Source organism: Vibrio stylophorae, from assembly GCF_921293875.1.
GTDB lineage: Bacteria > Pseudomonadota > Gammaproteobacteria > Enterobacterales > Vibrionaceae > Vibrio_A > Vibrio_A stylophorae.
This window is the reverse complement of the sequence record NZ_CAKLDI010000002.1, coordinates 444,292-469,864: the sequence shown is the minus strand read 5'-3', so window position 1 is coordinate 469,864 and position 25,573 is coordinate 444,292. Positions and strand designations below refer to the sequence as shown.

At 45.8% G+C, this 25,573-nt stretch carries 26 protein-coding genes; 19 read left to right on the top strand and 7 right to left on the bottom strand.

What is annotated here, in order from left to right; all coding sequences use genetic code 11:
• Nucleotides 1-40 precede the first annotated feature (40 nt).
• Nucleotides 41-1,063, bottom strand: a complete 1,023-nt coding sequence (locus L9P36_RS15825) for a hypothetical protein (RefSeq protein WP_237468595.1) — start codon at nt 1,061-1,063, stop codon at nt 41-43.
• Nucleotides 1,064-1,290: 227 nt separating this feature from the next.
• Between L9P36_RS15825 and L9P36_RS15820 the strand changes: the two genes are divergently transcribed.
• The 12 genes from L9P36_RS15820 to L9P36_RS15765 all read left to right on the top strand — a co-directional run bounded on the left by L9P36_RS15820 (nt 1,291) and on the right by L9P36_RS15765 (nt 10,631).
• Complete coding sequence (locus tag L9P36_RS15820) at nt 1,291-2,130, top strand: ABC transporter ATP-binding protein (RefSeq protein ID WP_435532788.1); 840 nt, start codon at nt 1,291-1,293, stop codon at nt 2,128-2,130.
• A complete protein-coding gene (locus L9P36_RS15815) occupies nt 2,127-3,095 on the top strand; it encodes an ABC transporter ATP-binding protein (protein WP_237468593.1) in 969 nt (322 codons plus the stop codon). Before L9P36_RS15820 ends, L9P36_RS15815 begins: the two co-directional genes overlap by 4 nt.
• Nucleotides 3,095-3,568, top strand: a complete 474-nt coding sequence (locus L9P36_RS15810) for a hypothetical protein (protein WP_237468592.1) — start codon at nt 3,095-3,097, stop codon at nt 3,566-3,568. The genes L9P36_RS15815 and L9P36_RS15810 overlap by 1 nt, the downstream gene beginning before the upstream one ends.
• 258 nt (nt 3,569-3,826) lie before the next feature.
• Nucleotides 3,827-4,327 carry a prepilin-type N-terminal cleavage/methylation domain-containing protein gene (locus L9P36_RS16415; RefSeq protein ID WP_290368714.1) on the top strand — a complete coding sequence of 167 codons (501 nt, stop codon included), beginning with the start codon at nt 3,827-3,829 and terminating at the stop codon, nt 4,325-4,327.
• 224 nt (nt 4,328-4,551) lie between these two features.
• Nucleotides 4,552-5,145, top strand: coding sequence for a nucleoside deaminase (locus L9P36_RS15800; RefSeq protein ID WP_237468591.1), 594 nt, complete (start codon nt 4,552-4,554; stop codon nt 5,143-5,145).
• Nucleotides 5,146-5,180: 35 nt separating this feature from the next.
• Nucleotides 5,181-5,444, top strand: a complete 264-nt coding sequence (locus tag L9P36_RS15795) for a hypothetical protein (protein WP_237468590.1) — start codon at nt 5,181-5,183, stop codon at nt 5,442-5,444.
• A gap of 433 nt (nt 5,445-5,877) precedes the next feature.
• Nucleotides 5,878-7,461, top strand: coding sequence for a methyl-accepting chemotaxis protein (locus tag L9P36_RS15790; RefSeq protein ID WP_237468589.1), 1,584 nt, complete (start codon nt 5,878-5,880; stop codon nt 7,459-7,461).
• A 157-nt stretch (nt 7,462-7,618) separates the two neighbouring features.
• Nucleotides 7,619-8,008: an MliC family protein gene (locus tag L9P36_RS15785; protein WP_237468588.1), complete on the top strand. Its 390-nt coding sequence runs from the start codon at nt 7,619-7,621 to the stop codon at nt 8,006-8,008.
• A 160-nt stretch (nt 8,009-8,168) separates the two neighbouring features.
• Nucleotides 8,169-9,110 (top strand): LysR family transcriptional regulator, encoded by a 942-nt coding sequence (locus L9P36_RS15780; protein WP_237468587.1) that lies wholly within the window; start codon nt 8,169-8,171, stop codon nt 9,108-9,110.
• Between the two features lie 56 nt (nt 9,111-9,166).
• The gene (locus L9P36_RS15775; protein WP_237468586.1) at nt 9,167-9,667 is read left to right on the top strand and encodes a hypothetical protein; all 501 of its coding nucleotides are present in this window, start codon (nt 9,167-9,169) and stop codon (nt 9,665-9,667) included.
• A 50-nt stretch (nt 9,668-9,717) separates the two neighbouring features.
• Nucleotides 9,718-10,272, top strand: a complete 555-nt coding sequence (locus L9P36_RS15770; RefSeq protein ID WP_237468585.1) for a GNAT family N-acetyltransferase — start codon at nt 9,718-9,720, stop codon at nt 10,270-10,272.
• A gap of 164 nt (nt 10,273-10,436) precedes the next feature.
• Entirely contained in the window at nt 10,437-10,631 is a 195-nt protein-coding gene (locus L9P36_RS15765) for a hypothetical protein (RefSeq protein ID WP_237468584.1), read from the top strand.
• A gap of 113 nt (nt 10,632-10,744) precedes the next feature.
• Here the strand turns inward: L9P36_RS15765 and L9P36_RS15760 are convergent, their stop codons facing one another.
• The 4 genes from L9P36_RS15760 to L9P36_RS15745 form a co-directional block, all read right to left on the bottom strand.
• Nucleotides 10,745-11,239, bottom strand: a complete 495-nt coding sequence (locus tag L9P36_RS15760) for a hypothetical protein (protein ID WP_237468583.1) — start codon at nt 11,237-11,239, stop codon at nt 10,745-10,747.
• A gap of 234 nt (nt 11,240-11,473) precedes the next feature.
• Entirely contained in the window at nt 11,474-11,761 is a 288-nt protein-coding gene (locus tag L9P36_RS15755; RefSeq protein WP_237468582.1) for a hypothetical protein, read from the bottom strand.
• Nucleotides 11,762-11,785: 24 nt separating this feature from the next.
• A complete protein-coding gene (locus tag L9P36_RS15750) occupies nt 11,786-12,157 on the bottom strand; it encodes a hypothetical protein (RefSeq protein ID WP_237468581.1) in 372 nt (123 codons plus the stop codon).
• A 349-nt stretch (nt 12,158-12,506) separates the two neighbouring features.
• Complete coding sequence (locus L9P36_RS15745; RefSeq protein WP_237468580.1) at nt 12,507-14,555, bottom strand: exoribonuclease II; 2,049 nt, start codon at nt 14,553-14,555, stop codon at nt 12,507-12,509.
• Nucleotides 14,556-14,900: 345 nt separating this feature from the next.
• Here L9P36_RS15745 and L9P36_RS15740 point away from each other — a divergent pair, with 345 nt between their 5' ends.
• Complete coding sequence (locus tag L9P36_RS15740) at nt 14,901-16,790, top strand: DEAD/DEAH box helicase (protein WP_237468579.1); 1,890 nt, start codon at nt 14,901-14,903, stop codon at nt 16,788-16,790.
• Nucleotides 16,791-16,996: 206 nt separating this feature from the next.
• Here the strand turns inward: L9P36_RS15740 and L9P36_RS15735 are convergent, their stop codons facing one another.
• On the bottom strand, nt 16,997-17,425 hold the full coding sequence (locus tag L9P36_RS15735) for a DUF3069 domain-containing protein (protein ID WP_237468578.1): 429 nt from the start codon (nt 17,423-17,425) through the stop codon (nt 16,997-16,999).
• A gap of 170 nt (nt 17,426-17,595) precedes the next feature.
• On the opposite strand from L9P36_RS15735, the gene L9P36_RS15730 reads away from it, so the two are divergent.
• Nucleotides 17,596-18,540 (top strand): diguanylate cyclase domain-containing protein, encoded by a 945-nt coding sequence (locus L9P36_RS15730; protein WP_237468577.1) that lies wholly within the window; start codon nt 17,596-17,598, stop codon nt 18,538-18,540.
• 101 nt (nt 18,541-18,641) lie between these two features.
• On the opposite strand, the gene L9P36_RS15725 is transcribed toward L9P36_RS15730, so the two are convergent.
• Entirely contained in the window at nt 18,642-19,742 is a 1,101-nt protein-coding gene (locus L9P36_RS15725; protein ID WP_237468576.1) for a serine hydrolase domain-containing protein, read from the bottom strand.
• A gap of 215 nt (nt 19,743-19,957) precedes the next feature.
• On the opposite strand from L9P36_RS15725, the gene L9P36_RS15720 reads away from it, so the two are divergent.
• From L9P36_RS15720 to L9P36_RS15700, 5 genes are all read left to right on the top strand, one after another.
• Entirely contained in the window at nt 19,958-20,266 is a 309-nt protein-coding gene (locus tag L9P36_RS15720) for an HlyU family transcriptional regulator (protein WP_435532787.1), read from the top strand.
• A 364-nt stretch (nt 20,267-20,630) separates the two neighbouring features.
• The gene (gene pntA / locus L9P36_RS15715) at nt 20,631-22,166 is read left to right on the top strand and encodes a Re/Si-specific NAD(P)(+) transhydrogenase subunit alpha (protein ID WP_237468575.1); all 1,536 of its coding nucleotides are present in this window, start codon (nt 20,631-20,633) and stop codon (nt 22,164-22,166) included.
• 11 nt (nt 22,167-22,177) lie between these two features.
• Nucleotides 22,178-23,632: a Re/Si-specific NAD(P)(+) transhydrogenase subunit beta gene (gene pntB, locus L9P36_RS15710; RefSeq protein WP_237468574.1), complete on the top strand. Its 1,455-nt coding sequence runs from the start codon at nt 22,178-22,180 to the stop codon at nt 23,630-23,632.
• Nucleotides 23,633-23,950: 318 nt separating this feature from the next.
• Entirely contained in the window at nt 23,951-24,634 is a 684-nt protein-coding gene (locus L9P36_RS15705; protein WP_237468573.1) for an ABC transporter ATP-binding protein, read from the top strand.
• Nucleotides 24,635-24,800: 166 nt separating this feature from the next.
• Nucleotides 24,801-25,466 (top strand): DUF3334 family protein, encoded by a 666-nt coding sequence (locus tag L9P36_RS15700; RefSeq protein WP_237468572.1) that lies wholly within the window; start codon nt 24,801-24,803, stop codon nt 25,464-25,466.
• The last annotated feature ends 107 nt before the right edge of the window (nt 25,467-25,573 follow it).

Here is a 25,573-nt window from a genome sequence, read left to right as displayed (position 1 = left end):
GCAATAAAAAAAGCGCTTCATTGCGCTTTTTTATTGCCTGCTAAAAAGCAAAAGAGTACGCCAGCATGATGCTGCCATGTTTAAATTCGCCAGTGTCCTCCGCTGGCTCGCCATTCCAGCGATTGCCAGAATAGTTGTTGTATTGCAGCGTCCAAGTGCCTGGACGCCAGTCAAAATAACCAAAACCATAGGTGAAATCTGGGTTCCATGGTTGCTGTTGGGTTTTGTCCAAATAATAAAACGCAGTGGCGTTCATATACCAATTACCAGTGATCACATACTTACAGCCAAGGCTCACAGTCTGATGATTGAGTTTCTCTGTGAGGCTGGCTAAGTCAAAGTAGTTGCGGGTGTAGTTGTAGTTGATTTGACAGCCCATGGCGCTTTCATCGGTGACTTTTAACCAATCGATCACTGGTTCAACAATGGGAAATTTCCAGCCCAAGGACCAAGTGCCCTGATCAAAGCGGGTGACGGGCAAATCATCCGTGGCTTGAAAGCGGTTCCCACCATAGTTGGCATAGACCAAACTCAAGGTGTAGGGACGCCAATCATCGTAGCCAAAGAGATAGGTAAAATCGGGATTCCAATCTTGCTGCGCCTCACCTTTGAGATAGTGATAAAGCGTGCCCGCCACAAACCAGTTGCCTGCAAATTGGTATTTCATGGAGAGCGTCAGGGTTTCATTAGTATCGCGCTCACTGAGCGCTACTTGATTGGGATGGGTGGGTAGCAAACTCGCACTTAATGGATAGTTGAGCGCGAGATTGCCAGAAAATCCTGAAAGCCAATGGTCTTGCTCGCCATTGAATGGCGCAAAGGCAAAAGAACTGGTGATCCCTTGCCAAATTTGGCTGCCTTCGCTGGTCGGTTGCAAGCTTGACGAGTGCTCCTTGGGGGCTGACTCAAATGTCATTTTCTGTGGCGGCGGGTGATGCTCATAGCGATTTTTAGCGGCTTGTTCAATCGCATTATCGGCCAAAAGTGGCGAAGCCATGAGTAAGTAAGTCGTGATGAGCGAGCAAAGTAAGGTTATCCACTCGCGAACCGAGTGCGCTGCCATCCTTCTCATTTGTGACTTCCTGTCCACCAATCCCTTGTTCCAGTGTAGTGAAGTCCGTTGATTTTATTGATGGAAAATGTCGCAGAAGGTCAAAGTGTGCTTTTTATGCGTTATTGCTGAGAATTTAGCGCTGACATTTTGACCAAGATCACCAATTCCTTTTTTCTCGCTACAAAAGAACGCCAATGATAATCATAATCATTCAGATATTTTTATGGGAGAGAAGCATGGAACATGCATTTCATTCTGATCCTTTGGTTCAGATTCGTGACCTGTGTGTCGATTACATCATTGATGATGGTGATTTTCGCGCGGTCAATTCAGTGAGCTTTGATATTGGTAAAGGCGAAATATTTGGTCTCGCCGGTGAGTCAGGTTGCGGTAAAAGTACCATCGCCTTTGCGATTAACCGCTTGCATAAGCCGCCCGCAATGATTGCTGGTGGTCAAATTATGTTTAAAGACAGGGATCTATTAAAACTGACCGATGATGGTATGCGTGCCATTCGTTGGAAAGAGATTGCCATGGTGTTCCAAAGCGCCATGAACTCATTGAATCCGGTATTGACCATTCGAGAACAATTTTGTGATGTGATGCGCCACCATTTGGGTTGGAAAGATGATCGCGCTGTTGATCGCGCTGAAAAATTGCTCGATTTGGTCAATATTCCGCGCGACCGCTTAAATGAATACCCACACCAATTTTCTGGTGGGATGCGTCAGCGTTTGGTGATCGCCATTGCACTGAGCTTAAATCCAGACTTGATCATTATGGATGAGCCCACAACCGCGCTGGATGTGGTGGTGCAGCGTGAAATTTTGCAGCAGATTTTTGAGTTGCGTAAAGAGTTCGATTTCTCCGTACTCTTTATCACCCATGATTTGGCACTGATGACTCAGCTTTGTGACCGCATTGCCATTATGCGTCATGGCAAAATTGTGGAAGTAGGTCCTTCAAAAGCCATTCGCAATAATCCACAGCATGAATACACCCAGCAACTTTGGGCATCCTTCCCGAATATTCATGAAGCTCGCCACCATAAAGCGAAAGAGGAGGTTCAAGCATGAGTCAGGAAACACCCGTAATTTCAGTCCAAAACGTGGTGAAAGAGTTCACCATTGGTGGCGGTTTTAGTAGCGTCGATAAATTTCGCGCATTAGATGACGTGAGTTTCGATCTATATGCTGGGCGTACCCTAGCCCTTGTGGGCGAGTCGGGTTGTGGTAAGAGTACCATTGCACGGGTGATCACTAAGGTGCATCCAGCGACCACAGGTCAGGTGCTCTTTCATGGTAAAAACATTGATGAAATTGAGCGCGCTAAAGATGTGCGAGAATATCGAGGTCAGGTACAAATGGTGTTTCAAGACCCCTTTGGCTCGCTCAATCCGACCCATACCATTCGCCATCATCTGACGCGTCCGCTTCGTATTCACAATCAGATTGGCAATAATAAGGCCGAGATTGAGGAAAAATTGGTTGAGTTACTGGCCAAGGTTGAGTTGCCAGCCTCCGATCTCAACAAATATCCGCACCAACTTTCTGGTGGTCAGCGTCAACGGGTGAATTTGGCGCGCGCCTTGGGTGTTGGCGCAAAAATCATTCTCGCTGACGAACCCACCTCAATGCTCGACGTGTCCATTCGCTTAGGGGTATTGAATCTCATGCAGCGCATGAAGTCAGAAATGGGTATTGGCTTTTTATATATCACCCATGATTTGGCGACAGCGCACTATATTGCCGAAGAAACTGCAGTGATGTATCGCGGTCAAATTGTCGAGTGGGGCGATACCAGCGAGATTTTGACCAATCCACAGCATCCTTACACCAAGCTGCTGATCTCCGCAGTGCCTGATCCTGACTTACCATTTAGCAAGCTGATGGATGCAGAGCCTCTATACTCAGAGAAGGCCGATAAAATTCGTGCCCTGAGCGCCATCAAGCAGCAGATCTATACGCAAGTGGGTGAAGCAAACCACTTTGTGCGTCATTGGGATGGTGAAGCCGTTGAACTGGAGATGGAAGTAGCATAATGCAGCGAGACACTTGGCTAGAAGCGATGAAAGCATGGCGAGGCTTAGATAAGCAAGCTATTGAACAACTAGCGGATTTAGTTAACCAACTGCCGGTTGATGCCTTTGATGATTTTGAGTACGACAGCGCCCGCGAGTCCTTAGCCTACTGGCTAGAGGCTAATTTGGCGTTGATGCGGCAATATCAAGCTTATGGTCAAGTGGAGCGCGGGTTTAGTTATCTTCAACTCGCCTATAGCAAGCTGCAAGGTCTGCTTTGTCAAACTGATCTTGATTTGGATATGCGCCGTTGGATCATCAAAAAACTCGATATGTTGATAGTCGCAGTGATGGAGTATTGCCAGCGCCAACCTGATCAGCATTGGCAAAAGCAAAGCGAGCAGCTGCTCGATTTGCATGTCAGCTTTATGAAGCAGCATCATCCAGTAACCCTAAAGATGGACACACATCAAGCGCCGAAGTGGATGTGTTGATGTTGATTGGCTCTGCTGAGCATAGGCTGAGCAATCACCGATAATCGCTGAACAAAGATGACCCAAGTCCCCAATGATAAGCCCAGCACTGCTGGGCTTTTTTGTGGCGAGATGATAGAGAACACCGATGCTTTGTGATCAGCCACGTAAGGATGAGTTCGGTTAGGATAAGGGTGCCTATATGCACTTAGTTTTGTTAGGATGCATAGCATCGAATAAGGGATGTTTGATGTAATGAATGAGGTAAAAGGAGAGCGCATGAGCAAGCAACGCGGATTTACGCTGGTTGAGCTGGTGGTTGTCATTGTGATTTTAGCGATATTGGCGGTCGCAGCCTCTGCTAAATTTCTCAGCTTGCAAGATGAAGCTAAAGCCTCGGTGTTTTATTCTACAGCGGCTTCATTTAAAACAGGGGTTCAGCATGTGCACCTTATTTGGCAGATGCGCGGTAATGGTCAAGCGGTGAAAAACCTTATTCCCATCTCTGATCCGCTGGCAGGCGGCGATCTCAGTGTTAATGAACACGGCTATCCGGCGGATACACGCGGCGTCAGTTTAACCCTCAATAGCCAAGATGATTGCTTAGATGTTTGGCGCGCCGTGTTGGACTCACTGGATGTGCCTGTGGCAAAGGATTTAAAAGCAAGCTATCGCGCGGAATATTTAAGACAAAATGATTGCCGCTATACCTATGTGACTTTGCCGCAGTACCAAATTTATTACAACTCAAACACGGGCGAAGTGCGTATCACGCCATAATGGCACGTCTCAATAGGACAATGCGATAAGCTCAGTGATTGGTCGCTTAATGATTGTTTACTTAGTGCGCTCATACTTGAGCGGTTGTCCTGTTTTTTATTGTCTATCACTTTCACTGATTTCAGCATGAATTGTGACGATCGATGAAAATCGATGCATGCTGGCTTGCCGTGAATATAGGGGCTAGCTATGTTGAGTTCATCATCAATATCATGGCCCCGACTATGTCCCACGAATTTCCCGCCTTATGCTCAGCGCAAACACCGATTACAGACGCATTGCTCAATGCTATCGCACATATGCCGACGGCCAGCCTCTCCAGTTTGATTGATAAAGGCTTATATGCGACGTTAAACGATGCCGATTTTATGCGTATTGCAGTGTTACTTGCGAAAAAAAGTCATGAGGAAGGCGGCTGTCCCATTGGGGCTGTGATAGTTGATAACCACAGCAAACGCATTGTGGGCAAAGGGCATAACACCTTAGTGCAAGAGAATCACCCCTATAACCACGGTGAAACCGCTGCGATCCGTGATGCGGGACGTATCGATTTTAGCCAAACCACCCTGTATACCAGTTTGAGTCCCTGTGATGTGTGCGCCACGCTCATTTATATGCGCGGATTTTCTCGTGTAGTGGTTGGTGATATCACCAATGCCAGTGGCAACGAAGCGATGCTGCGCGAGAAAGGTGTACGCGTAGATATTCTTGAAGACAAGCTGGGTATAGCGCAATATCAAACCTATCGGCATGCTTCGCCGCAATTGGATTTAGAAGATTGGCGTGGTGTAGCGGCCGTTCAATCTGAAAATCACTAGGTAAACTGTAAATTCAAGAACAAGGCGGATAATCCATGGCAGTTGAGAGATGGTCGCAGATAAAATCAAAAAGCCTGAACAGACTGAAATGGCTGGGGCGATTGTTGTTCGACTTTATGAAATATTATCTTTGTACCGTCATTGTTTTTGGCGCAATTCGTGAGTTATCGAATCTGGCTTTACGTGTTTGGTCAGATAATCAAGCCCAGTTTTATAATGACGGCATGTGGCAAGTGACCTTGATTCTGTCTTTTTTCTTTTCCCTGTATCTGATGATTATGAAATGGATGCCATCATAAAAGAAATAAATAAGCGGACTAAAAACATATCAACTAAAAAATAAATTAGAGCAGTTCATATAGAAAAATATCGGTTTTCTCGCATTTTTATTTCTCGTTTATTTTGATGTAACCGCGCCCCTTCCTTCTAGCACCTATTTTCCTTGCATTAATTGTATTGCGTATCTGATTTTTTATGCATTGAAATCAGTGTGGGTCACAAGAAAAATGCAATATGTGCAACATCTTGTCATCGATTGTATGTTCAGCATTGATGCTCATAATGCATGGTCACACAATTTACAAATTTGTTACCAGTGAAATAGAAACTGAGATTTGTCTCCCATTATGTTTATGCGCGCTCAATTAGCTTAATCAATATAACAATACAATAATGAGCGAGAGGCATATGATTACAATCAGAAACATCTCCGTAAAAACTCAATTATTTTGCATGGCTGCAATTTCTATTGTTGGATTTACGGCGTTAGTGGTTATTCTTTTAAGTTATTTACAAGTCACGCAAGGTGACCTGAATTATAAAGTGCGCGCAGATTATGATTATTCAATGCAAAGTGCGCAGATGAATGATCAGCTTTGGCAAATTCGTGTGGATTATTTCCGCTCGGTGTATTCAACATCCGAGCGTCAAGCCTATGCTGAAAAGCTGAAAGCTTGGCATCAAGGCGTGCAGCAGCAATTAAGAGAAGACTTTGCTGATTTTCCAAAGCCTGAACTGATTCGTGAAGTGCAAAAGCAAAGTGACAACTACTACCAAACCATTCAGGCTGCTCCGCAGATTTTTGACCAATACGATCAGGGTAAAATCACCCTTGCCCAGCGCGAACAATGGATGCAGGTGAACTCTGATAATGGCGTTCATCTGATTAAAAGCATTACCGCCTTGGCGACGCATGCGCAAGAGTTGGCGTCGCTGCGTATTAGCCAAAGTGAGCAAGCGCTGAGTCAATCTTTGCAAGGTGGCTTGATCGCAACTGCGCTGACGGCACTGCTTCTGGTTGGCATCGCTTTTTGGATTATTCGCCATTTGATTCAAGGGCTCTCACAGGTGCAGCACGGGATTGCCTGTTTGTCTCAGGGTGATTTAGAAACGCGCTTGCCTGATTTAGGTCGTAATGAGCTTGGCACATTGGCGCAGCAATTTAATCAATCGGCAGAAAAGCTCAGTCAAACCATGCGAGAGCTCACCACCATGAGCAGTAGCGTTTCTGCTGCGGCTATTGAGCTTGCCGTGATCACTACTCAATCGATGCAAAATGCGCAAGAGGAGCTCAGTCGCGTTGAGCAAATTGCCGCTGCGTCTCAGCAAATGGCCTCAACGGCCAGTGAGGTTAGCCATAACGCCGATTTAGCGGAAACTGCGGCGCAAAATGCCATTGAAAACGTGCAGCAAGGCAATGAGACGTTGGCGCAATCGGATCAGCTTTCAGACCAGATGACGCACTCGATTGAAGAAACGGGCGCAATCATGACAGCGCTGCGTCGTCATGTCGAAGAGATCAGTACTGTGATTCAGCTGATCAATGATGTTTCAGAGCAAACCAACTTACTAGCGCTCAATGCTGCCATTGAAGCGGCGCGCGCCGGTGAACAAGGCCGAGGATTTGCTGTGGTGGCTGATGAGGTGCGTAACTTGGCGGCTAAAACGCAAGCGGCGACCGTGGATATCGGCAAGATTATTCAGAATTTGCAGCACCAATCTGAGGTTGCTGAGAGCGCGATGCAAAGCAATATCAATCTGATTGAACAAAATACCCAGTGCCAACAGATGCTCAAAACCTCTTTTGATGTGATTCAGCAGGCCGTGGTGCAAATTTCTGACCAAAATACCATGGTAGCGTCAGCCTCCGAAGAGCAGGCGGCAACCAGTGCGGATATCTCTCATCACTTAGTAAGCACTTCCAATTTAGTGAATCAAAACGTGGAAAGTTCGGGACAAATCTCACAAGCCTCCGATGACTTATCGCGCTTGTCAGAATCTCAGCAGCAGATGCTTGCCTTCTTTAAAGTGGGATAGTTTGAGACTGTTCGTAGTATCACCTGATTGTGAGTGTCAATGAATCGATGCCATGCGCACTTGCCAGCGTGGCATCCTTTCAATCGCCTATGGGTGTTTGCAATTACGCCGATTGCGCGCACAATCAAAGCATACGAGGATAAAAAGAGAGATAACTGTGAAACGTCGATTGATTCCAATGCTCGGTATTGCGGCCGCCCTAACTTTGTCGGCTTGCGCGGCGAAGCCACTTGAGCCAACTGTCGATACGCCGCTGAGCGTCACGGGTGGCGAGTCTGTGGTGTATCAGTGTGAAGGCAATGCGCAGGTCACCGTGAAATATTATGGTTTGTCTGATGGCAGCTTAAGCTTTGCCAAAGTGATGTTGCCTGATGGCCAAATCTACACCTTACCTCAGGCTGTGTCTGGCTCGGGTGTGCGTTTTAGTGATGGTATCTCTTTGAGCTGGCAGAGCAAGGGGAAAGAAGGCTTTGTGGATACCCTAAACGATCAAGGCAAGTGGCAGCCACAATATCGCCAATGTGTGATGGTTGAATCTGCTCTTTAATTGGTTTCTATGCTGGTGATATGACAAGATATTAGCCAACAAGATGAGAAAAGCGCCCATGTGGCGCTTTTTTGTGAAATCAATAAAGCGTGCTGCGTAAAATCGAGATTTCAAGCGGGTGGGTGAAGTACACTGATCAGGCGAGAGGCAAGGGGCCATTATGGAATTAGAAGATATTTACCGCCGCGATCTAAATTTATTGGTTGCACTGCGCGTGCTGATGGAAGAACAGAGCGTCAGTAAAGCTGCGACGCGTCTGAATTTAAGTCAGTCCGCCATGAGCCGTGTATTGGGGCGATTGCGTGATTTACTTGATGATCCGCTCTTTACTCGTCAAGGCCAGCGGTTGATCCCAACCGATCGTGCGCTTGAGCTCAATCAATCTTTTTCTGCCCCCTTAGATGCGATGCGACAGTTACTGTCGCCCACTGAATTTGATCCCACACGCTGCAACCAAACCTTTACCATCGCGACCACAGATTATGCGATGCAAACCATTTTGCCCTTTGCGCTGCCTCGAATTTACCAAGAAGCGCCGCAGGTCAGTTTGGATTTTTTGCCGCTGCAATATGGCCGATTAACCGAGCAGCTCATTTACGATGGTGCGGATTTAGCCATTTGTCGCCCCATTGGCGCGGTGGAGCCGCTGCGCAGTGAGGTGCTAGGGCGGGTGGGGGTGCTTTGCATGCTCTCTAAACATCATCCATTGGCAGGCAGTGACATTAGCCTCGATGATTACCTGCATTACCCCCATGCGATGATCGCCATCAGTGATGGGGTGCGCGCATTGATTGAACAAGCGCTGGTGGATATGCCGCCAAGAAAAATGGTGTTGCGTGCTTATCATTTAGAAGCGGCTTTGGCGATTGTCGATACGCTGCCTTTGATTATCACGGTGCCGGCAGATTTAGCCTATCTTGTCGCGGAGCGTTACGATCTGGTGGTTAAAGCGTTGCCGTTCAAATTTACCTCCTTTGATTATTCCATGATTTGGCATCCTCGTAGCGAGCACTCTCCTGCGCAAGAATGGCTACGTACCTTGCTTAAAGAGGAATGTAGCCGCTTGATTGCACGACGAATTAATGAGATGGGATTAGATTGAAATATCACATAAGTTGATGATATTTTAGATTAAATTTAATTTCATGGATGATTGTTATGCAATGGCTTGCAGTTGGCGCGGCAATGCTTTGGTCGATATTTCAATTGGGCATGTTGATTCTGTCGTTGCAATTTTGCATGGGCTTTATTGGCTATGATCCGGCCAAGCGTGGCTGGGCTTGGCTGTTATATCTCTGCTTTTTGGGCATGTTAGCAAGCTACATCAGCTTAATGCTGGTACCTTTGATCTCCACTGGGTTGTTTTGGTATCACGCCATCGATATCACCCAATGGGGTGATTTGATGCCAGCCATTCAAATGTTTTTCTACTGGTTTGCTGTGGCGGCAGTATTTTTTGCTTTTTTGATGCTAAGTGAGTGGACCCGTGAAAAACGCAATGGCTGGGGACCTGTGACGAACCAGAGCGATGCGGCGGATGATGTGTCTGCGCAAAGCGCCATAGAACAAAGGTCAGCGCAAATGACTACCGAGCAAGCAACAGCAGGGCAAACAACGATAGAACAAACCGAGCCAAACAAGCACGAAAATAACTCATAGAACTTCAATAAAAAATAATTAGAACAACAACTAAGGTAGGAGTCCGCGCCATGAATCGCCCACATATACACACCCAGCGACTGTGTTTAAGACCTTTTGCTGAGACCGATATTTTCGATATCGTCCGCCTGGCAGACGATCCACAGGTGAGCCAAATGACGCGTAATATTCCGCACCCCTATGCAACATCGGATGCGGAAAATTGGCTTGATTCTATGCAGCAGCATGCGAATAACTCCTGCGTCTATGCCATTACGCATTTGCAAACTGGTATTCTCATTGGTGCCATTGGCCTTGAGGGATTGCAACAAACATGGCCGGAGCTCGGCTATTGGATTGGCAGCCCTTTTTGGGGCGAAGGTTTTTGCACAGAAGCCGCGCAGGCATTGCTTTATTATGCCTTTACGCGCTTGAGCATTGGCCATATCACGGCGTGCCATTTAAAGGAAAATGTGGCTTCAGGTCGCGTGATGCAAAAACTGGGGATGCGCTATTGCCGAGAAGCGATGCTCGAAAATGATCCGGGTCAGCCCCTGTGCTGCTATTACCAGCACACAGCCGAGAGTTTTCATATCGAGCAAAAGCCCAATATCGTGATGGGCTAAGGGCTTATAGTGCAGCGCAGTTTTCATTCGTCACGCTTTTGTTAGCTTTGTTGCAAATCTCAGGAAAATAATGTGACTGCTTAGCTTGTTTGTCGTCCTGATCATAGTCATAAGGTGATGGCTTAGGGTGTAATGAAGCTAAGCGTTACCCATGAGAAATGAGAATGGAAATAGAAAAGCTTGAATCGGAAGCAAATGCGCTTTGGACAGATATTGCGGACTGGTTTGCGAATATTGATCCTGCCCTTTTGACCTTATTGGCTGGTGCCTTGATTTTGGTATGGATGATGGCGCGTATCAAAAAAGCCAAAAAGCGCCGCCGTCGTGAGCTCCCTTGGGGGATCACCCGCGTCGACTGATGGTGTGTTGATCATTCACATCGAGTCCAAATTGAAAAAGCCACCTCTGGTGGCTTTTTTATTAATATGCTTCAACTGAATAATAGAGTTGCAATTAGAAATAGGATATTCAGTTACTTTGAGGTTGAACAGGTTTGGGAGAGATCGTTTAACTCTTTTTTAAATGATTTTGCATCGTAGTTAAAATCAGCGTCATTAAATGAAAAAGTAACTAATTTTACACCGTTAACGATTTTATTGTTTGAAACAGAAATCAGTTCGTTCTTTTTTGGAGAGGTTACAATTGTAACCATATCATCGTTAGCGATACCAACAACTATACATGTGCCATTGTAAATGGTTGAACCATCTATTTTAGCACTACAATTAATCGAATTAGTAAAGTCTTGTTCGACAGCCATTGACTGGCCGACACCTAACATAAATTTTTTGCAGTTTGGTGATGTGATTTGAACGAGTAGTGCTTGCGCTATCCTCGAGTGTGGATGATGCATAGAAAAATATTCACCATTCACTCCGCCTCGCTGAACAAACCATTCTGCAGAAGCATAGCTAATTGGAAGGAAAGAAAAAATGAGTAGTAAAGATATACGATAAATTTGATTCATTAAGTTATCCTTAACATTTAGTAGAGTTAGAATGAAATTATCAAAATCTAAATGTGCGAGCTACGTTTCTTTAAATGAATTGAAATCATTGCCACAAAAAGCACTTGTGACAAATGGTTGATATTGCTTAAATTTGAGAGGAGTACATTATTAGGTGATGTTCCTTAGTAGGCCAAAACGAGCAAAGAGAGGTATATTGATAGTCATTTTGGCCATTTATATGATTGATGAGACCTAAGTACGTCGTTCAATGCTTGCCATATGACGTTTATATTTTCTTTCGCGCCACCACCAAATCGCATAACTCACTGGGAAAACGAAGACTGACCCGCCGAATAAACTTAAAAGTAAATCGTTAGTTTGTAGCCAACCCCATGTTTTATCTGGTGACAGTAGTGGTTCTATAGCTTTTGCTAAGATTATACCAATGAGCGCTGGGATAGAAAATTGAAGTACAAATAGAAGACATCCCTTTTCTCGCTCTAATTTCCATTTGCGAATTTCAATATCTGGGTCTTTCATTTTATTCTCCATATTTGATTCCAACTACGATTTAATTGGAAAAACTTTCCTCATTTCATTTATTTTTGCATCTAGAGACTCTTGGGATGCGCCTCTAAGTTCGGCGGTAATATACTCAACGCCTAGAATAATTGGTAGCGCTTTATTCTCTGGTGCTAGATAGAATTGATTTAGCTTCTGGATATAGACCTTGTAGCTTACACCCTCGACGATAAAGTTATTTTTCGTTTTATCATTTAGAAAATACAATCCATCCATCAAACCATTGATATAAACAATTTTCTCTCCTTCATTGAAGAAATTCCAAGCATCACCTCGCAATTTGAAATATGCATTGGCGTTGAAGGATAGCACTAACAAAAATGACGAGAGTACATAAGAAAATATTTTTCTCATTAACTACCTCAAAATGTAAAAGTATATGGGATGCTGTTTTGTTTTAACTAGCTTAGAGATTTTACAATCTAGCGCGAACACCCTCATAAATCTTCATGCATGTCGTTGCTTATCGCGCATTTCGGACTGAAATAATTTGTGTTGAGTTTAAATCTCAGTGAGCCTGCTCGCTTTATTCGTCTGGCAGTCTGATGGCTTATGGGAGTTCTCACTGAAAAATAAGTGAGTTGTTCTATTGGGTGGGTTAATCATTGCCAGGTTTGGGCAAAGAAAAAGCGCCCAGTGTTTAGCACTAGGCGCTTTGTTTTAATTCAGACTATGGACAGTAGCTTTGAGAAAAGCGGTGAATTTATTCCGCGCTTTTTGCTTCTGTATTCGTTGTTTCAGAGTCAATCACTGTTGCTTTCGTATCTGCTGCGCCTTCAGTTTGCGCTGGCAGATCTTCAAACAACTTGGTTGGCTTCATGATGATGCTGCGGGTCGCAGGCTTGAGCTCTGCCAGTGACACTTCAATTTCATCACCGAGTTTGAACTCAACCACGCCATCAATACAGATGGTGCCTTTGTCGCCGTTACACTCAAGACGCTCTTTGTTCGCGAGAATCAGCGGTGCAGGGATAAAGGCAGCCGCGCCGTTTTCAAGTAAGCGTACGCGCATACCGCCGCGGCTGATATCAAATACTTCTGCGCGGTAGGTTTTATCTGTGCCCAAATCAGGGGTCAGCAGTTCAATATAAAGCCAATCAGAACAATCACGCTCAGCCATTTTATGGGCACGGCGATGTAGCATCAGACTTTCACCCACACCTTCTTGCGCCATTTGCACTGGCGCTTGGCCAGAAATTGCGCCTTTGAGCATGCGATGGTTGATCATGTCGCCATATTTACGAATTGGAGAGGTCCAAGTCGCGTAAAGTGGTAAACCCATAGCGTAATGTGGCAACGGCTCGTGGCCAATTTCGCTGTAAGACTGCAATTTACGTAGGCGGTTATCCCAATAGGTGGTGGGCTGCTCGTTCATCCAGCGGCGTAGGGCGCTAAAGCCTTCCACAGTGGTGAGCTGCTCGCGCTCAAATGGGGCTTCCGCTTCTGCCATCACACTCATGATTTCGTCCATTTTCTCTGGCGCAAAACCTGCGTGCGTATTAAACACACCGGCGCCAAAGTGTTTGGCAAGCATGCGACCAGCACAGATGTTGGCGCTGATCATTGACTCTTCAACCATACGGTTGGCGATGCGGCGGTGCTCGATATGAATCGCAACCACAGCGCTGTCGTCATCTAGCTCAAAGCGATAATCTGGGCGATCTGGGAAGGTTACGGCATGTTGTTGGCGCCAGTTAGCACGCGCCATGGCGCAGTCTTTTAGTGCTGCAATTTGCGCTGCAATCACTTCATTTGGCTGCCAAGCACCTTCTTTTTGTTCAAGATAATCTGACACATTGTCGTAGCTTAAACGGCCTTGTGAGCAGATCCATGCGCTAAAGAAAGTCGCGTCATCAAGGATGGTGCCATCAGCGGTGATGGTCATGCGACAGCAAAGGCTTGGACGTTTTTCGCCTTCAACCAGTGAACAAAGCTCATCGCTTAGCTCACGCGGTAGCATTGGAATATTGCGGCCAGGCAAGTAGATGGTAAAGCTGCGCTCTTTAGCCAGCGCGTCAACCTCATCATCAGGTGCGACATAAGCGGTTGGATCAGCAATGGCAACGGTGAGGGTAAAGCTACCGTCTTCGTTCGCTACAGTGTGCAGCGCATCGTCCATATCTTTGGTGGACTCACCATCAATGGTAATAAATGGCAGTGCTGTTAAATCTTCACGTGCTTCGTCGGCATTAAGCAGTTGCCAATCGCGCTCAATTTGTGGCTCTTGGTTTGGCAGTTCGTGTTTGGCAAGAGTAACCCACCAAGGCACGATTTTATCGCCGTCAGAGGCAATCTTCTCTTCAATACGGCACAAAAAGCCTTTGTCATTGGTGAGTGCGTGCTGAGTCAGACGTGCAACGACCCAATCACCTTCTTTTAGGGTTTCTGGATCCAGCCCTTTTTTGCAATTGGCACGAAGGAGATTGTTAATTTGTGGATGATCAGGTACCACATTGAGGCGACCTTTGATCAATTTCACGCGACCTACGAAACGGGTCAGTGCCGCTTCAATCAGACTCTCTGGCTCAGCAGACTCTTTGTCTTTATCGGTACGAATCAGCGCGCTGACTTTGTCACCATGAATCACTTTTTTCATCATCGGTGGTGGAATAAAGATGCTGCTGTTTTTCTTATCGTCGAGCTCTAAAAAGCCGAAACCACGCTCAGTTGCTTTGATGGTTCCTTCCTTTTTAGGAATATTTTCAACGATTTGTTGTTTTAGTTGAGCCAGTAGGGGGTTGTCTTGAAACATGTAGAATCCGATTGCGACGAAAAATCGGTCACACTATACGGATTTCACCTGATAAAACCAAGTGAGCCAAAGGGATTGTTGCCCCGCACACTTACGAGATTGTCACAATTTTGAATAAAGAATACACAAAAGTGCGATCAAACAACGTGCCGCAATTTTAACAACTCAAGAAATCAAATAAAAAAATGTGAACTTTCTCAACTTTTTCTAGATTTTTATCTAGAAATGGCGCAGAATGCCCCGCTAATTTGGCCTGAGCTGTGGTGATGTGTGTCTTTGCATCTGTTGAGCGCGAGTGAACCGCGAGAAGGCCCTGTAAATAATGACTAACAAATTGGGAACTCGATGCAAGAATCAGTGACACAATTTAGCCAACTAGAATTGGCTACTCCGCTTCTGACCGCACTAGACAGCATGGGCTTTACTGCGCCAACGCCTATTCAGGCAGCGGCGATTCCACAATTATTAACTGGCGTTGATGCGCTGGGCAAAGCGCAAACCGGTACCGGTAAAACTGCGGCTTTCTCTCTACCGCTTTTGAACAAACTTGATCTTCGCCAGAACAAGCCTCAAGCCATCGTGATGGCACCAACTCGTGAGCTTGCAATTCAGGTTGCAGCTGAAATGAAGACCCTAGGTCAAAACATTCAAGGCCTGAAAGTGCTTGAGATCTACGGTGGTGCTTCTATCGTTGATCAAATGCGTGCACTTCGTAACGGTGCGCACATTATCGTGGGTACCCCTGGCCGTGTGAAAGACCTATTGACGCGTGATCGTCTACATCTTGATGAAGTGCATACCTTCATTCTTGATGAAGCAGACGAAATGCTAAAAATGGGCTTCGTTGATGACGTAACTTGGATCATGGAACAAGCGCCTGAAACAGCGCAGCGTGTTCTATTCTCAGCAACCATGCCACCAATGGTAAAAGAGATTGTTGATCGCTTCTTGCGTGAACCTGCACGCATCGACGTTGCTGGTGAAAACCGCACCGTTGCGAAAGTTGAACAACAATTCTGGGTTGTAAAAGGTGTTGAGAAAGACGAAGCGATGATTCGTCTACTTGAAACTGAAGAAACTGATGCGTCTATCGTATTCGTTCGTACCCGCCAAGATACTGAGCGTCTAGCAGATTGGCTATGTGCACGTGGCTTTAAAGCTGCAGCACTACACGGTGATATTCCTCAGTCTCTACGTGAGCGCACGGTTGATCACATCAAACGCGGTGTGATTGATATTCTTGTTGCGACTGACGTTGTTGCGCGTGGTCTTGATGTGCCACGTATCACACACGTATTTAACTACGACATTCCATTTGATGTTGAGTCATACATCCACCGTATCGGCCGTACTGGCCGTGCTGGTCGCCAAGGTAAAGCGATTTTGTTGGTTCGCACCAACCAAATCCGCATGCTTCGCACCATCGAGCGCGTGACTCGCACCAACATGCAAGAAATTCAATTGCCACTTCGCGACCAAGTTGCTGAAGCGCGTTTGAACCGTCTTGCAGCTGAATTGATCGAGAAGAAAGATGACGAGCGTCTAGAAGCTTATCTAGGTCTTGTTGCCAAACTTCAAGAAAGCGTTGAAGTAGACGCAGTGACACTAGCTGCGATTCTATTGAAAGGTCAGCAAGGTCAACGTCCACTATTCTACAGCGGCCCAGATCCAATGATCGCAGCGCTTGAGCGTGATAAAGGTCGTCGTCGTCGTGATGATCGCGGTGAGCGTGGCGAACGCGGTGACCGTCGTGATCGTGGCGAGCGTCGTCAAGCAAACATCGACTGGGAAACTTACAAGTTGCAAGTGGGTCGTGAGCAAGGTGTTCAAGTTAAAGACATCGTTGGTGCGATTGCCAATGAGCTTGGCCTCGACAAACATTGCATCGGTGCCATTAAACTAGCGCCTGCACACACTTTTGTTCAGCTTCCTAAAGAGATGCCAAAAGAAGTGGCAAGCCAGCTACGTAAACTACGTATCCGTCAACAAGATGTGAATGCACAAGTGGTTGAAGATGCACCAATGCGCGAATTCCGCCCTCGTCGTAACGATGATCGTGGCGAGCGCGGTGGCTTCCGTGGCGATCGCGGTGGTGAGCGCGGCGGTTTCCGTGGTGATCGCGATCGTGGTAGCAACCATGATGGTCGTCGTCCACAACGTCGTTTCGAGCGTAACCGTGGCGAAGGCGGTCAAGGTGGCCAAGGCCATCGTGGTAAACCACGCTTTGAAAACTAATTCATTGTGATGATTTGAAAAAGCCGAGCGTTTGCTCGGCTTTTTTTATGCTTCAAATTTGCTGGCGAAGATTGTCACTCAATTTATTCGCGCCAAAGCGTGATGAATAACAATGTGCTTGAATGTTCAGATCTTGAGTCATGAAAATCTAAATACAAAAAAACGCAGACTTTGCTGCGTTATTTGACTGGCTGTAAAGCATCGAATTAAGCAAAGATTTTGCGGAATTCACGCTTCATTTCTGGTTTTAAACGTGCTTTTTTCAGCTGTTTGCACAGATCTTTTGCAGATGCATGAAGTGAACGGCTGAGAATATCATCGCGGTAATCACTGCGTGCTTGCTCGTCCATATCTTCTGGGAAGTCAACCTTTTGCAGTTCTTGAATCACTTCAATGCTAGACACGCCTTGCGCGAAAGCGATGAGTGCGTGGAATTGGTCAAAGTTGTCGAGAATCAATTGAGCGCTTTGTGGTAGCGATTCCCACAGTAGTTTTGTGTCTTCTGCATTAGCTTCGTGAATTGAAGCAACGACAGGAATCAGTTCTGGGTGTAGGCCTTCAAAGTCGATCACTTGGCGAAGCTCTTTCGCTAGCTCTTCCAGTTTCACGGTTTCAGTTTCAATCTTATCGCTCATAACATTCTTATCATATGGCTTGCGTTGATGCGGCCCATCAACACAGGGTTAAAAGTTTCTCTATTGTAGCTTGCTTATGTCGCCAGCTAAATAACAGATTTCATAATGAAATTAGAGGGATTATTCCGCCTGTGCTACTTTTTAAACAAATAGGCGGCGGGTGAATTGAAATGGATGCGATGAAAATACTCTTAGTAGATGATGTGCATTTAGAGCGTGTGAATCTTGAGATGCGGCTGAAAAATCTTCAGCATCAGGTGCTTGCGGTTCAGTCGGGTGAAGAGGCGCTGGCGCAATACCAACATTTTGATCCCGATTTAGTGATTCTAGATATTTCCATGCCAAACATGGATGGTTATGAAGTCGCACGTGAGATCCGTGAACGTTTCCAAGAGTGGATTCCCATTGTCTTTTTAAGTTCGCACGATGAGCCCGAGATGATCGCGAAAGCCATTGAAAATGGTGGGGACGATTATTTGGTGAAACCCGTCAATAAGATTGTATTGGGCGCTAAAATTCACGCAATGCAGCGCATTGCCAAGATGCGTCATCGCTTGATTGATGCTTCAGTTCAGCTGGAAGCGGCTAATCAGCAGCTCGAGAAAAAGGTCAATGAAGATGGCCTAACTGGCATTGCCAATCGTCGCTATTTAGATGAATTTTTAACCTCACAAATTGCGTGGCACGGCCGTAATGGCTTACCGCTTACTGTGATGATGCTCGATATCGACCACTTTAAGATCTTTAACGACCACTATGGCCATTTGAAAGGTGACCAATGTTTGGTGCATGTGGCGCAGGCGCTGCAAAGCCTCTATCACCGTTCGGGTGAGTTGGTGGCGCGTTACGGCGGCGAAGAGTTTGTGGTGGTACTCAGTAACTGCGACGATGAGCGCTCACAGCAAGAGTGTGAGCGATTACAACGGCAAATTCGTACGCTTGCCATTGAGCATAAACGCTCGCCTACAGCGCCCATTGTGACGGCAAGTTTTGGCTCAGTCTCTTGGTTGCCCACTGGGCTTGAAAAAGCCAATCACATCTACCAAATAGTCGATAAGGTGCTTTATCAAGCCAAACACCAAGGCCGTAATTGCTACGTGGTCGCAGAAGTGTAGTGGTATTGAACGAAGGTACTGATACGGTCATAGAATCGAACTTTGAAATAAAAAAGGCGCTTATGCGCCTTTTTTATTAGCGATGAGCGGTATGTCTATGGCTAAAAAATTGCAAGTGGCTCATTGCTATGATGATAGAACTGCGGGATCACATAAGTCGTGATGGCATGGGTGAGGCTTTCACCCTGCTCTTGTGAATTGGAGCCAGTAAAGACAATAACAGTTTCGAGATCGGGCAATAGATACAGACGCTGGCCAAAGGCACCAGCAGCTTGCTCAATGCGTAAATAACTCTCTTGGTAGGGCATGACCAAGCTCCACCAGCCATAGCCAAAATCAGATCCCCAAGGCGAGACGATATGTGAAGACAAGGTTTGCTCAATCCAGTAGGGCGAAACCAAGCTTTGGTCGTTCCATAGGCCTTTTTGCTGCATTAGCTCACCCAGCTTTGCGATATCCATAGGGCGCAGTCCAAGCCCTGTCGCGGCATTGATTTTACCATCGGGCAGATAGCCCCAACCGACGTGATAGATGCCCATGGGCGCAAAGAGAACGCGATTGGCATAGTCTGGCAATGACTCACCAGTGGCATTTTCAATGATCACCCCGAGTACAGTAATAAAGCCTGTACTGTATTTAAATTGGCCACGTGTGGCTTGATTAAAGGGCTGACTGAGCACGTAGGCAATGCAATCGTCACTGTCACGCTGCAGTTGGTGATCATTGATTTTGGTGGTGGGATGCGGGCTAATTTCATACCAATCTAACCCCGCGCCCATGATCAGCAGATCATGAATGGTGATGCGCTCTCGCCCGTCTACGAGCAAGTGTTGATACTCAGGAAGATAAAGTGAAATGGGGTCATTGACGCTATTAATATGCCCCTGCTCAATGGCAATTCCCAGCAGTAATGCTGTAACGCTATGGGTAATGCCCGCAATAGGGTGGAGGTTGTGTCGCTGCTGTTGACCAAAATAATGTTCAACCACCACACGCTGGCGATTGACCACCAAGACACTATCAATTTGCCCATAATAGCCTTGGTCAATGCCACGAATCATCGCGTTGAGTTGTTTAAGTTCAGGGTTAATTTCAACGGCTAAATCTGATGAATTGCTTGGGGTGTTTTGACAGCCCGCTAAGAGTAACAGCAGTACAAAATAGCGTAGTGAAAGTAAGAAATGTGTAAAAAATCGAAACACAGCGTTGAGCCTAGTTCATAAACAAAGGGCAAATGGGGCATCAAGTCTACAAGTATTGTGAAGGTCGAATAGAAAAATAACAGTTGGCTGCGAGTTGAATAAAACACAAATGAGTAATCACGCGTTAATTACGATTTTTCTTTGAGCGTCAGCACATTATGACGGCATAAAAAATACAGCACAGCGAAATTGCATTCTTTTATGGCTCGGTTAGTATGGATTTTATTTACGGGGGATTTATGGGATTTTTCTCATCATTATTTGGTTGCCGAAAGTCGGTTAAACCAAGGGCGCAGGTTGAACCCATTCAATATCGTGAGTTGTATATTTTTTCGGAAGCAAAAGCAGAACAAGGTCAATTTCGTATTTCAGGCAGAATTTGTGATGCTGCCGCTGAGCCTTGTCAAACTCACCATTTTATTCGCTCAGATCTATTACCAACCGCTGAATCTGCTAACGAGCTCATGATTAAAAAGGCAAAGCTCTATATCGATCAGAATTCAGGCCGAATTTTTAACCAGTGAATTTTCCTTTTTTTGTATGACAATCGTCACGTTACATCGCTAATGAGATAAATTCTCATGCAAAAAAAGGTAAAGTGAACGGCCGCCTAAGAAGTATAGACGGCCGAAAAAATACCGATTAAGTCGCAGCTTTATGTTGCAAAAATCATCGAAAAGTTCGGAGATCGGACAAAGAGCACTGCAACCTTGGTCTGACCTCTGCTCAGCGTGGTTTTTGTTCTTTTTTTTCAAAATATCGGTGACAATTCTGGTAACTGAGCAGTATCTCGTCATGTGTTTCGGTTTTTTACGACAAAACCTTGATATTGCGAGGTAGGTTCGTTACAAACGATTTACTTTATGATGCCAATTACAGGGACTATATATGCAAATTGGTGTGCCAAAAGAGTTACTCGCAGGTGAAACGCGAGTCGCTGCTACGCCCAAGTCGGTTGAGCAGTTATTGAAACTAGGTTTCACCGTAGCTGTTGAAAGCAACGCTGGTATTCTAGCGAGCTTTGATGATGCTGCGTATCAAGAGGCTGGCGCGACAGTCGCAAGTGTTGATGAGATTTGGCAATCAGATCTGATTTTGAAGGTGAATGCACCAACAGATGAAGAGATTGGCAAAATCAAAGAAGGCGCAAGCCTTGTTAGCTTTATCTGGCCTGCACAAAACAAAGAGCTTCTTGACAAGCTAACCGCTAAGAAGATCAACGTCATGGCGATGGATGCGGTTCCGCGTATCTCTCGTGCGCAAGCGCTTGATGCATTGAGCTCAATGGCGAATATCGCGGGTTATCGTGCGGTTGTTGAAGCTGCACATGAGTTTGGTCGCTTCTTCACCGGTCAAATCACCGCTGCAGGTAAAGTGCCACCAGCGAAAGTATTGGTTGCTGGTGCCGGTGTTGCAGGTCTTGCTGCAATCGGCGCTGCTGGTAGCCTTGGCGCGATTGTCCGTGCTTTTGACGTTCGTCCAGAAGTTAAAGAGCAAGTGCAATCTATGGGTGCAGAATTCCTTGAAGTTGATTTTGAGGAACAAAGTGGCTCAGGTGATGGTTACGCCAAAGAGATGTCTGATGACTTCAACAAAAAAGCGGCGGAGCTTTATGCAGCGCAAGCAAAAGATGTTGATATCATCATCACTACAGCATTGATCCCAGGTCGCCCTGCACCGAAGCTTATCACCAAAGAAATGGTGGATAGCATGAAGGCGGGTAGCGTGATCGTTGACCTTGCAGCTGCCAATGGCGGTAACTGTGAGTACACCGTAGCGGATCAAGTGATTACCACAGCCAATGGCGTCAAAGTTGTTGGTTATACCGATATGGTGGGTCGTCTTCCTACTCAATCTTCTCAGCTATACGCGACAAACCTCGTGAACTTGCTGAAGCTGCTTTGCAAAGAGAAAGATGGCAACATCAACATCGATTTTGAAGACGTTGTGCTTCGCGGTGTGACTGTGGTGAAAGAAGGTGAATTGACTTGGCCTGCGCCAGCAATTCAAGTTTCTGCACAAGCTGCGCCAAAAGCGGCAGCAGCGCCTGTTGTTAAAGCGGAAGAGAAACCAGCGTCGCCAATCAATAAAGTGATTGGTATGGCTGTCGGTGTTGCAGCATTTGCGGGCATTGCTTGCGTTGCGCCACCAGCATTCCTAGCGCACTTCACTGTTTTTGTACTGGCTTGTGTGGTCGGCTACTACGTGGTTTGGAACGTATCACATGCGCTTCATACGCCTTTGATGTCAGTAACCAACGCCATTTCAGGGATTATCGTTGTGGGTGCATTGCTACAGATTGGGCAAGGCAACACTGCGGTTTCAGTATTGGCATTTATTGCGGTTCTGATTGCTAGCATCAACATCTTTGGTGGCTTTACGGTAACCAAACGCATGCTTGAAATGTTCCGTAAAGACAAGTAGGAGTCGCACAAATGTCTGCAGAATTAGTACAAGCAGCTTATATTGTTGCTGCGCTATTTTTCATTATGAGCTTGGCGGGTTTGTCCAAGCAAGATACCGCTCGTGCTGGTAACTGGTACGGTATTACCGGTATGACTATCGCTCTTGTGGCGACCATTTTTGGCCCAGAAACTTCAGGTTTGACTTGGATTATTTTGGCCATGGTGATCGGTGCCGCGATCGGTATTTTCTACGCGAAACGTGTAGAAATGACCGAAATGCCAGAACTCGTTGCTATTCTTCACAGTTTCGTTGGTTTGGCGGCGGTATTCGTTGGTTACAACAGCTTCTTGCCACAGTGGACCTGTGATAACGTCAAAACGCTTGCTGATGTAGCTGAATTGACTCGCGCACAAATCCAAGTTTGTGAAGTGCTTCATGATCAACCGCATGCTGAACATGTCATCCACATGGTTGAAGTGTTCTTGGGCGTGTTTATCGGTGCGGTTACTTTCACTGGCTCTATCGTTGCGTTTGCAAAGCTTCGTGGTTTGGTTTCATCGTCGCCACTGAACGTACCACACAAGCATAAGTTGAACTTGCTAGCGTTGGTTACCTCTTTTGCATTGATGGTTTACTTTGTGAAAGCTGATGGCGCTTTGTGGCCACTGATTGTGATGACCCTGATTGCCTTTGTATTTGGCTATCATTTGGTGGCATCCATTGGTGGTGCGGATATGCCAGTGGTTGTTTCTATGCTGAACTCCTACTCAGGTTGGGCAGCAGCAGCAGCAGGTTTCATGCTATCAAACGATCTATTGATCGTGACTGGTGCATTGGTGGGCTCTTCAGGTGCAATTCTGTCTTACATCATGTGTAAGGCAATGAACCGCTCATTTATCAGCGTTATCGCTGGTGGCTTTGGTACCGATGGCAGCAGCTCATCTTCTGACGAAGATTACGGTGAGCACCGTGAAATCAGCGCGGAAGAAGTAGCTGAAATGCTGAAAGACTCTAGCTCAGTGGTGATCACCCCTGGATATGGTATGGCGGTTGCACAAGCCCAGTACCCTGTTTACGAAATCACTGAAAAGCTACGTGCTCTTGGTGTTGAAGTTCGCTTTGGTATTCACCCAGTTGCAGGTCGTTTGCCTGGCCACATGAACGTATTGCTTGCAGAAGCAAAAGTACCTTATGACATCGTATTGGAAATGGATGAGATCAACGACGATCTATCTCAGACTGATACTGTGTTGGTAATTGGTGCGAACGATACTGTGAACCCATCAGCGATGGAAGATCCACATAGCCCAATCGCAGGTATGCCTGTATTGGAAGTGTGGAATGCACGTAACGTTATCGTATTTAAGCGTTCAATGAACGCAGGTTATGCGGGTGTACAAAACCCATTGTTCTTCAAAGAGAACACGCAGATGCTATTTGGCGATGCTAAAGAGAGCTGCTTGAAGATCCTTGAGCACATCTAATCTGTGATTCAAATGAAAAAAGGCTGCCTTGAGGGCAGCCTTTTTTATGGGTGCTTTGTACGCTGCTGCGATTGAAATCCAAACCTAGACTTCACGCGTTGAATCAGTTTTCAAAATAGCGGGATCAGTCTCTAATTATGTATTTTATCAAAGCGCTATAGCGGCAATATGGGCCATTTATCTGATTCATTTTCCATTTATCGCATTGATGTTTTTTCGTAAGGTAAAATTTGTAAATTAGCACTCAATTGCTAAACGCTGCTACGACCGGTCGTCCGAGTGATGTAGAAGGTCAAAATACTCATGGAGGAGAAGCAGATGATTCGCTTTGAGAAAATTTTTAAAACTTACCCAGTCAATGGCAAGCGCATACCTGCGCTACAAACGATTTCATTGTCGGTACCAGCCGGGCAAATGACAGCCATCTCAGGCGGCTCAGGGGCAGGCAAAAGTACACTGCTCAATATCTGTGGCCTTGTCGATTATGAGTATCGTGGCAAGCTTTTTATTAATGGACAAAAAATGTCTGTCGTGCCTGGAGAAGCGGTGCTTGCGCGTCGTGAGTACATCAGCTTTGTCTTTGAGCGTTGCAATCTCATTCCCGTCATGAACATCTATGAAAACCTTGAATACCCCCTTATTTTGAAAGGCATGGAAGCCAGTGAGCGTCAAACTTTAGTGGATGCGATGGTTGCTAAATTGGATTTGCAAGGACTCTGTCACAAGATGCCTGCAGATATTTCCCTTTATGAGCAGCAGCGCATTGCAGTGGCTCGCGCAATGATCGCCAAACCTTTGGTGGTGGTTGCGGATGAGCCTACGGCAGATTTGAACGATAGCGAAGCGAGTATCATTGCCCAGCTACTCGTATCGATGAGCCGTGAGATTGGCGCCACACTCTTGGTCGCCACCAATTGTATAGCAATGCAGCAGCGTTGCGACGTGATCCAATACCTTGATCAGGGACATGTAGTGTCTGAACCAATGAAATGTGCGAGTTGATTTGATTTTGACATGGTGGACGATATTTTTGCCCGCAGTATGCGGGCTTTTTTGTTTTTGTCTTTTATTCAATAAAAATGGCGCAAATAACAGACATGACGCCTTTGCCGTGGTAGAAAAGTGTCTCTGTAATTTATGATCAAAAATAGAATCAAAAGGAGATCATATGCGTAATCAAGAATTAGTCACAACAGATGATATTTTGCACACTTTGTGTGATTCCGTTGTCGGGGTACTCTCAGCAGCCTCAAAAAATGACGTGCGTTACTCGGGGATGGTTCAACGGATTCAAAAAACCGGATTAAAGCCTGATATCGGTTGCTTCGTCTTGTTTGATGGTGCGTTTTCAGGGCTGGTGGTGATTAACTTTAGCGCAGCTGCAGCGCTTGAATTATATCAGGGCTTTATGCGTCAAATGGGGATTCCTGAAGAGGAGATTGCAACCCTGCATACCTCCGATGATGTGGCCAATGTTCTGGGTGAGTTGATGAACCAAATGTTGGGGCATTTTACCGGCATTATCAGCCGTGAATTGCAAACCAATATTAATCAAAGCCAACCAAAGATGCTCGCCATCAGCCAAAAGGTAATGGTTTCTCTGGATACGAACCTTAATGAGCCTCAAATGCGTCGCGTGAGTTTTATGACGCGCAACAACAATATTTTTTATCTTGAATTAGCGATGGATAAGACTGAGTTCTTCAAAATCAAAGAAGCCGATGTGGTAGAAGAAATTGATCCAGATGCATTAATTGCGACCTATAAAGAAAAAGCGGCTAACACAACGGCAGCACATGTACCTAATGATCTACTCGATGAGCTTGGTTTATAAGAATTTTTAGCCAAGGAAATTGTGCCTAGTTCAAAATATTTGTGCACTAATGCTCAAAAGTATGAGCAATTAGTCAGTTTGATACGCTTTTGATGTTGTCTCGGTCG

What these genes read in the sequence shown, in the direction of transcription:
- L9P36_RS15770 (WP_237468585.1), top strand. Translation starts at nt 9,718, where the DNA reads ATGAATCGCCCACATATACACACCCAGCGACTGTGTTTAAGACCTTTT.
- pntB (WP_237468574.1), top strand. Translation starts at nt 22,178, where the DNA reads ATGTCTGCAGAATTAGTACAAGCAGCTTATATTGTTGCTGCGCTATTT.
- L9P36_RS15810 (WP_237468592.1), top strand. Translation starts at nt 3,095, where the DNA reads ATGCAGCGAGACACTTGGCTAGAAGCGATGAAAGCATGGCGAGGCTTA.
- L9P36_RS15790 (WP_237468589.1), top strand. Translation starts at nt 5,878, where the DNA reads ATGGCTGCAATTTCTATTGTTGGATTTACGGCGTTAGTGGTTATTCTT.
- L9P36_RS15705 (WP_237468573.1), top strand. Translation starts at nt 23,951, where the DNA reads ATGATTCGCTTTGAGAAAATTTTTAAAACTTACCCAGTCAATGGCAAG.
- L9P36_RS15735 (WP_237468578.1), bottom strand. Translation starts at nt 17,425, where the DNA reads ATGAGCGATAAGATTGAAACTGAAACCGTGAAACTGGAAGAGCTAGCG.
- L9P36_RS15795 (WP_237468590.1), top strand. Translation starts at nt 5,181, where the DNA reads ATGGCAGTTGAGAGATGGTCGCAGATAAAATCAAAAAGCCTGAACAGA.
- L9P36_RS15730 (WP_237468577.1), top strand. Translation starts at nt 17,596, where the DNA reads ATGGATGCGATGAAAATACTCTTAGTAGATGATGTGCATTTAGAGCGT.
- L9P36_RS15780 (WP_237468587.1), top strand. Translation starts at nt 8,169, where the DNA reads ATGGAATTAGAAGATATTTACCGCCGCGATCTAAATTTATTGGTTGCA.
- L9P36_RS15775 (WP_237468586.1), top strand. Translation starts at nt 9,167, where the DNA reads ATGCAATGGCTTGCAGTTGGCGCGGCAATGCTTTGGTCGATATTTCAA.
- L9P36_RS16415 (WP_290368714.1), top strand. Translation starts at nt 3,827, where the DNA reads ATGAGCAAGCAACGCGGATTTACGCTGGTTGAGCTGGTGGTTGTCATT.
- L9P36_RS15800 (WP_237468591.1), top strand. Translation starts at nt 4,552, where the DNA reads ATGTCCCACGAATTTCCCGCCTTATGCTCAGCGCAAACACCGATTACA.
- L9P36_RS15745 (WP_237468580.1), bottom strand. Translation starts at nt 14,555, where the DNA reads ATGTTTCAAGACAACCCCCTACTGGCTCAACTAAAACAACAAATCGTT.
- L9P36_RS15755 (WP_237468582.1), bottom strand. Translation starts at nt 11,761, where the DNA reads ATGAAAGACCCAGATATTGAAATTCGCAAATGGAAATTAGAGCGAGAA.
- L9P36_RS15825 (WP_237468595.1), bottom strand. Translation starts at nt 1,063, where the DNA reads ATGGCAGCGCACTCGGTTCGCGAGTGGATAACCTTACTTTGCTCGCTC.
- L9P36_RS15820 (WP_435532788.1), top strand. Translation starts at nt 1,291, where the DNA reads ATGGAACATGCATTTCATTCTGATCCTTTGGTTCAGATTCGTGACCTG.
- L9P36_RS15765 (WP_237468584.1), top strand. Translation starts at nt 10,437, where the DNA reads ATGGAAATAGAAAAGCTTGAATCGGAAGCAAATGCGCTTTGGACAGAT.
- L9P36_RS15740 (WP_237468579.1), top strand. Translation starts at nt 14,901, where the DNA reads ATGCAAGAATCAGTGACACAATTTAGCCAACTAGAATTGGCTACTCCG.
- L9P36_RS15750 (WP_237468581.1), bottom strand. Translation starts at nt 12,157, where the DNA reads ATGAGAAAAATATTTTCTTATGTACTCTCGTCATTTTTGTTAGTGCTA.
- pntA (WP_237468575.1), top strand. Translation starts at nt 20,631, where the DNA reads ATGCAAATTGGTGTGCCAAAAGAGTTACTCGCAGGTGAAACGCGAGTC.
- L9P36_RS15700 (WP_237468572.1), top strand. Translation starts at nt 24,801, where the DNA reads ATGCGTAATCAAGAATTAGTCACAACAGATGATATTTTGCACACTTTG.
- L9P36_RS15760 (WP_237468583.1), bottom strand. Translation starts at nt 11,239, where the DNA reads ATGAATCAAATTTATCGTATATCTTTACTACTCATTTTTTCTTTCCTT.
- L9P36_RS15815 (WP_237468593.1), top strand. Translation starts at nt 2,127, where the DNA reads ATGAGTCAGGAAACACCCGTAATTTCAGTCCAAAACGTGGTGAAAGAG.
- L9P36_RS15720 (WP_435532787.1), top strand. Translation starts at nt 19,958, where the DNA reads ATGGATTTTATTTACGGGGGATTTATGGGATTTTTCTCATCATTATTT.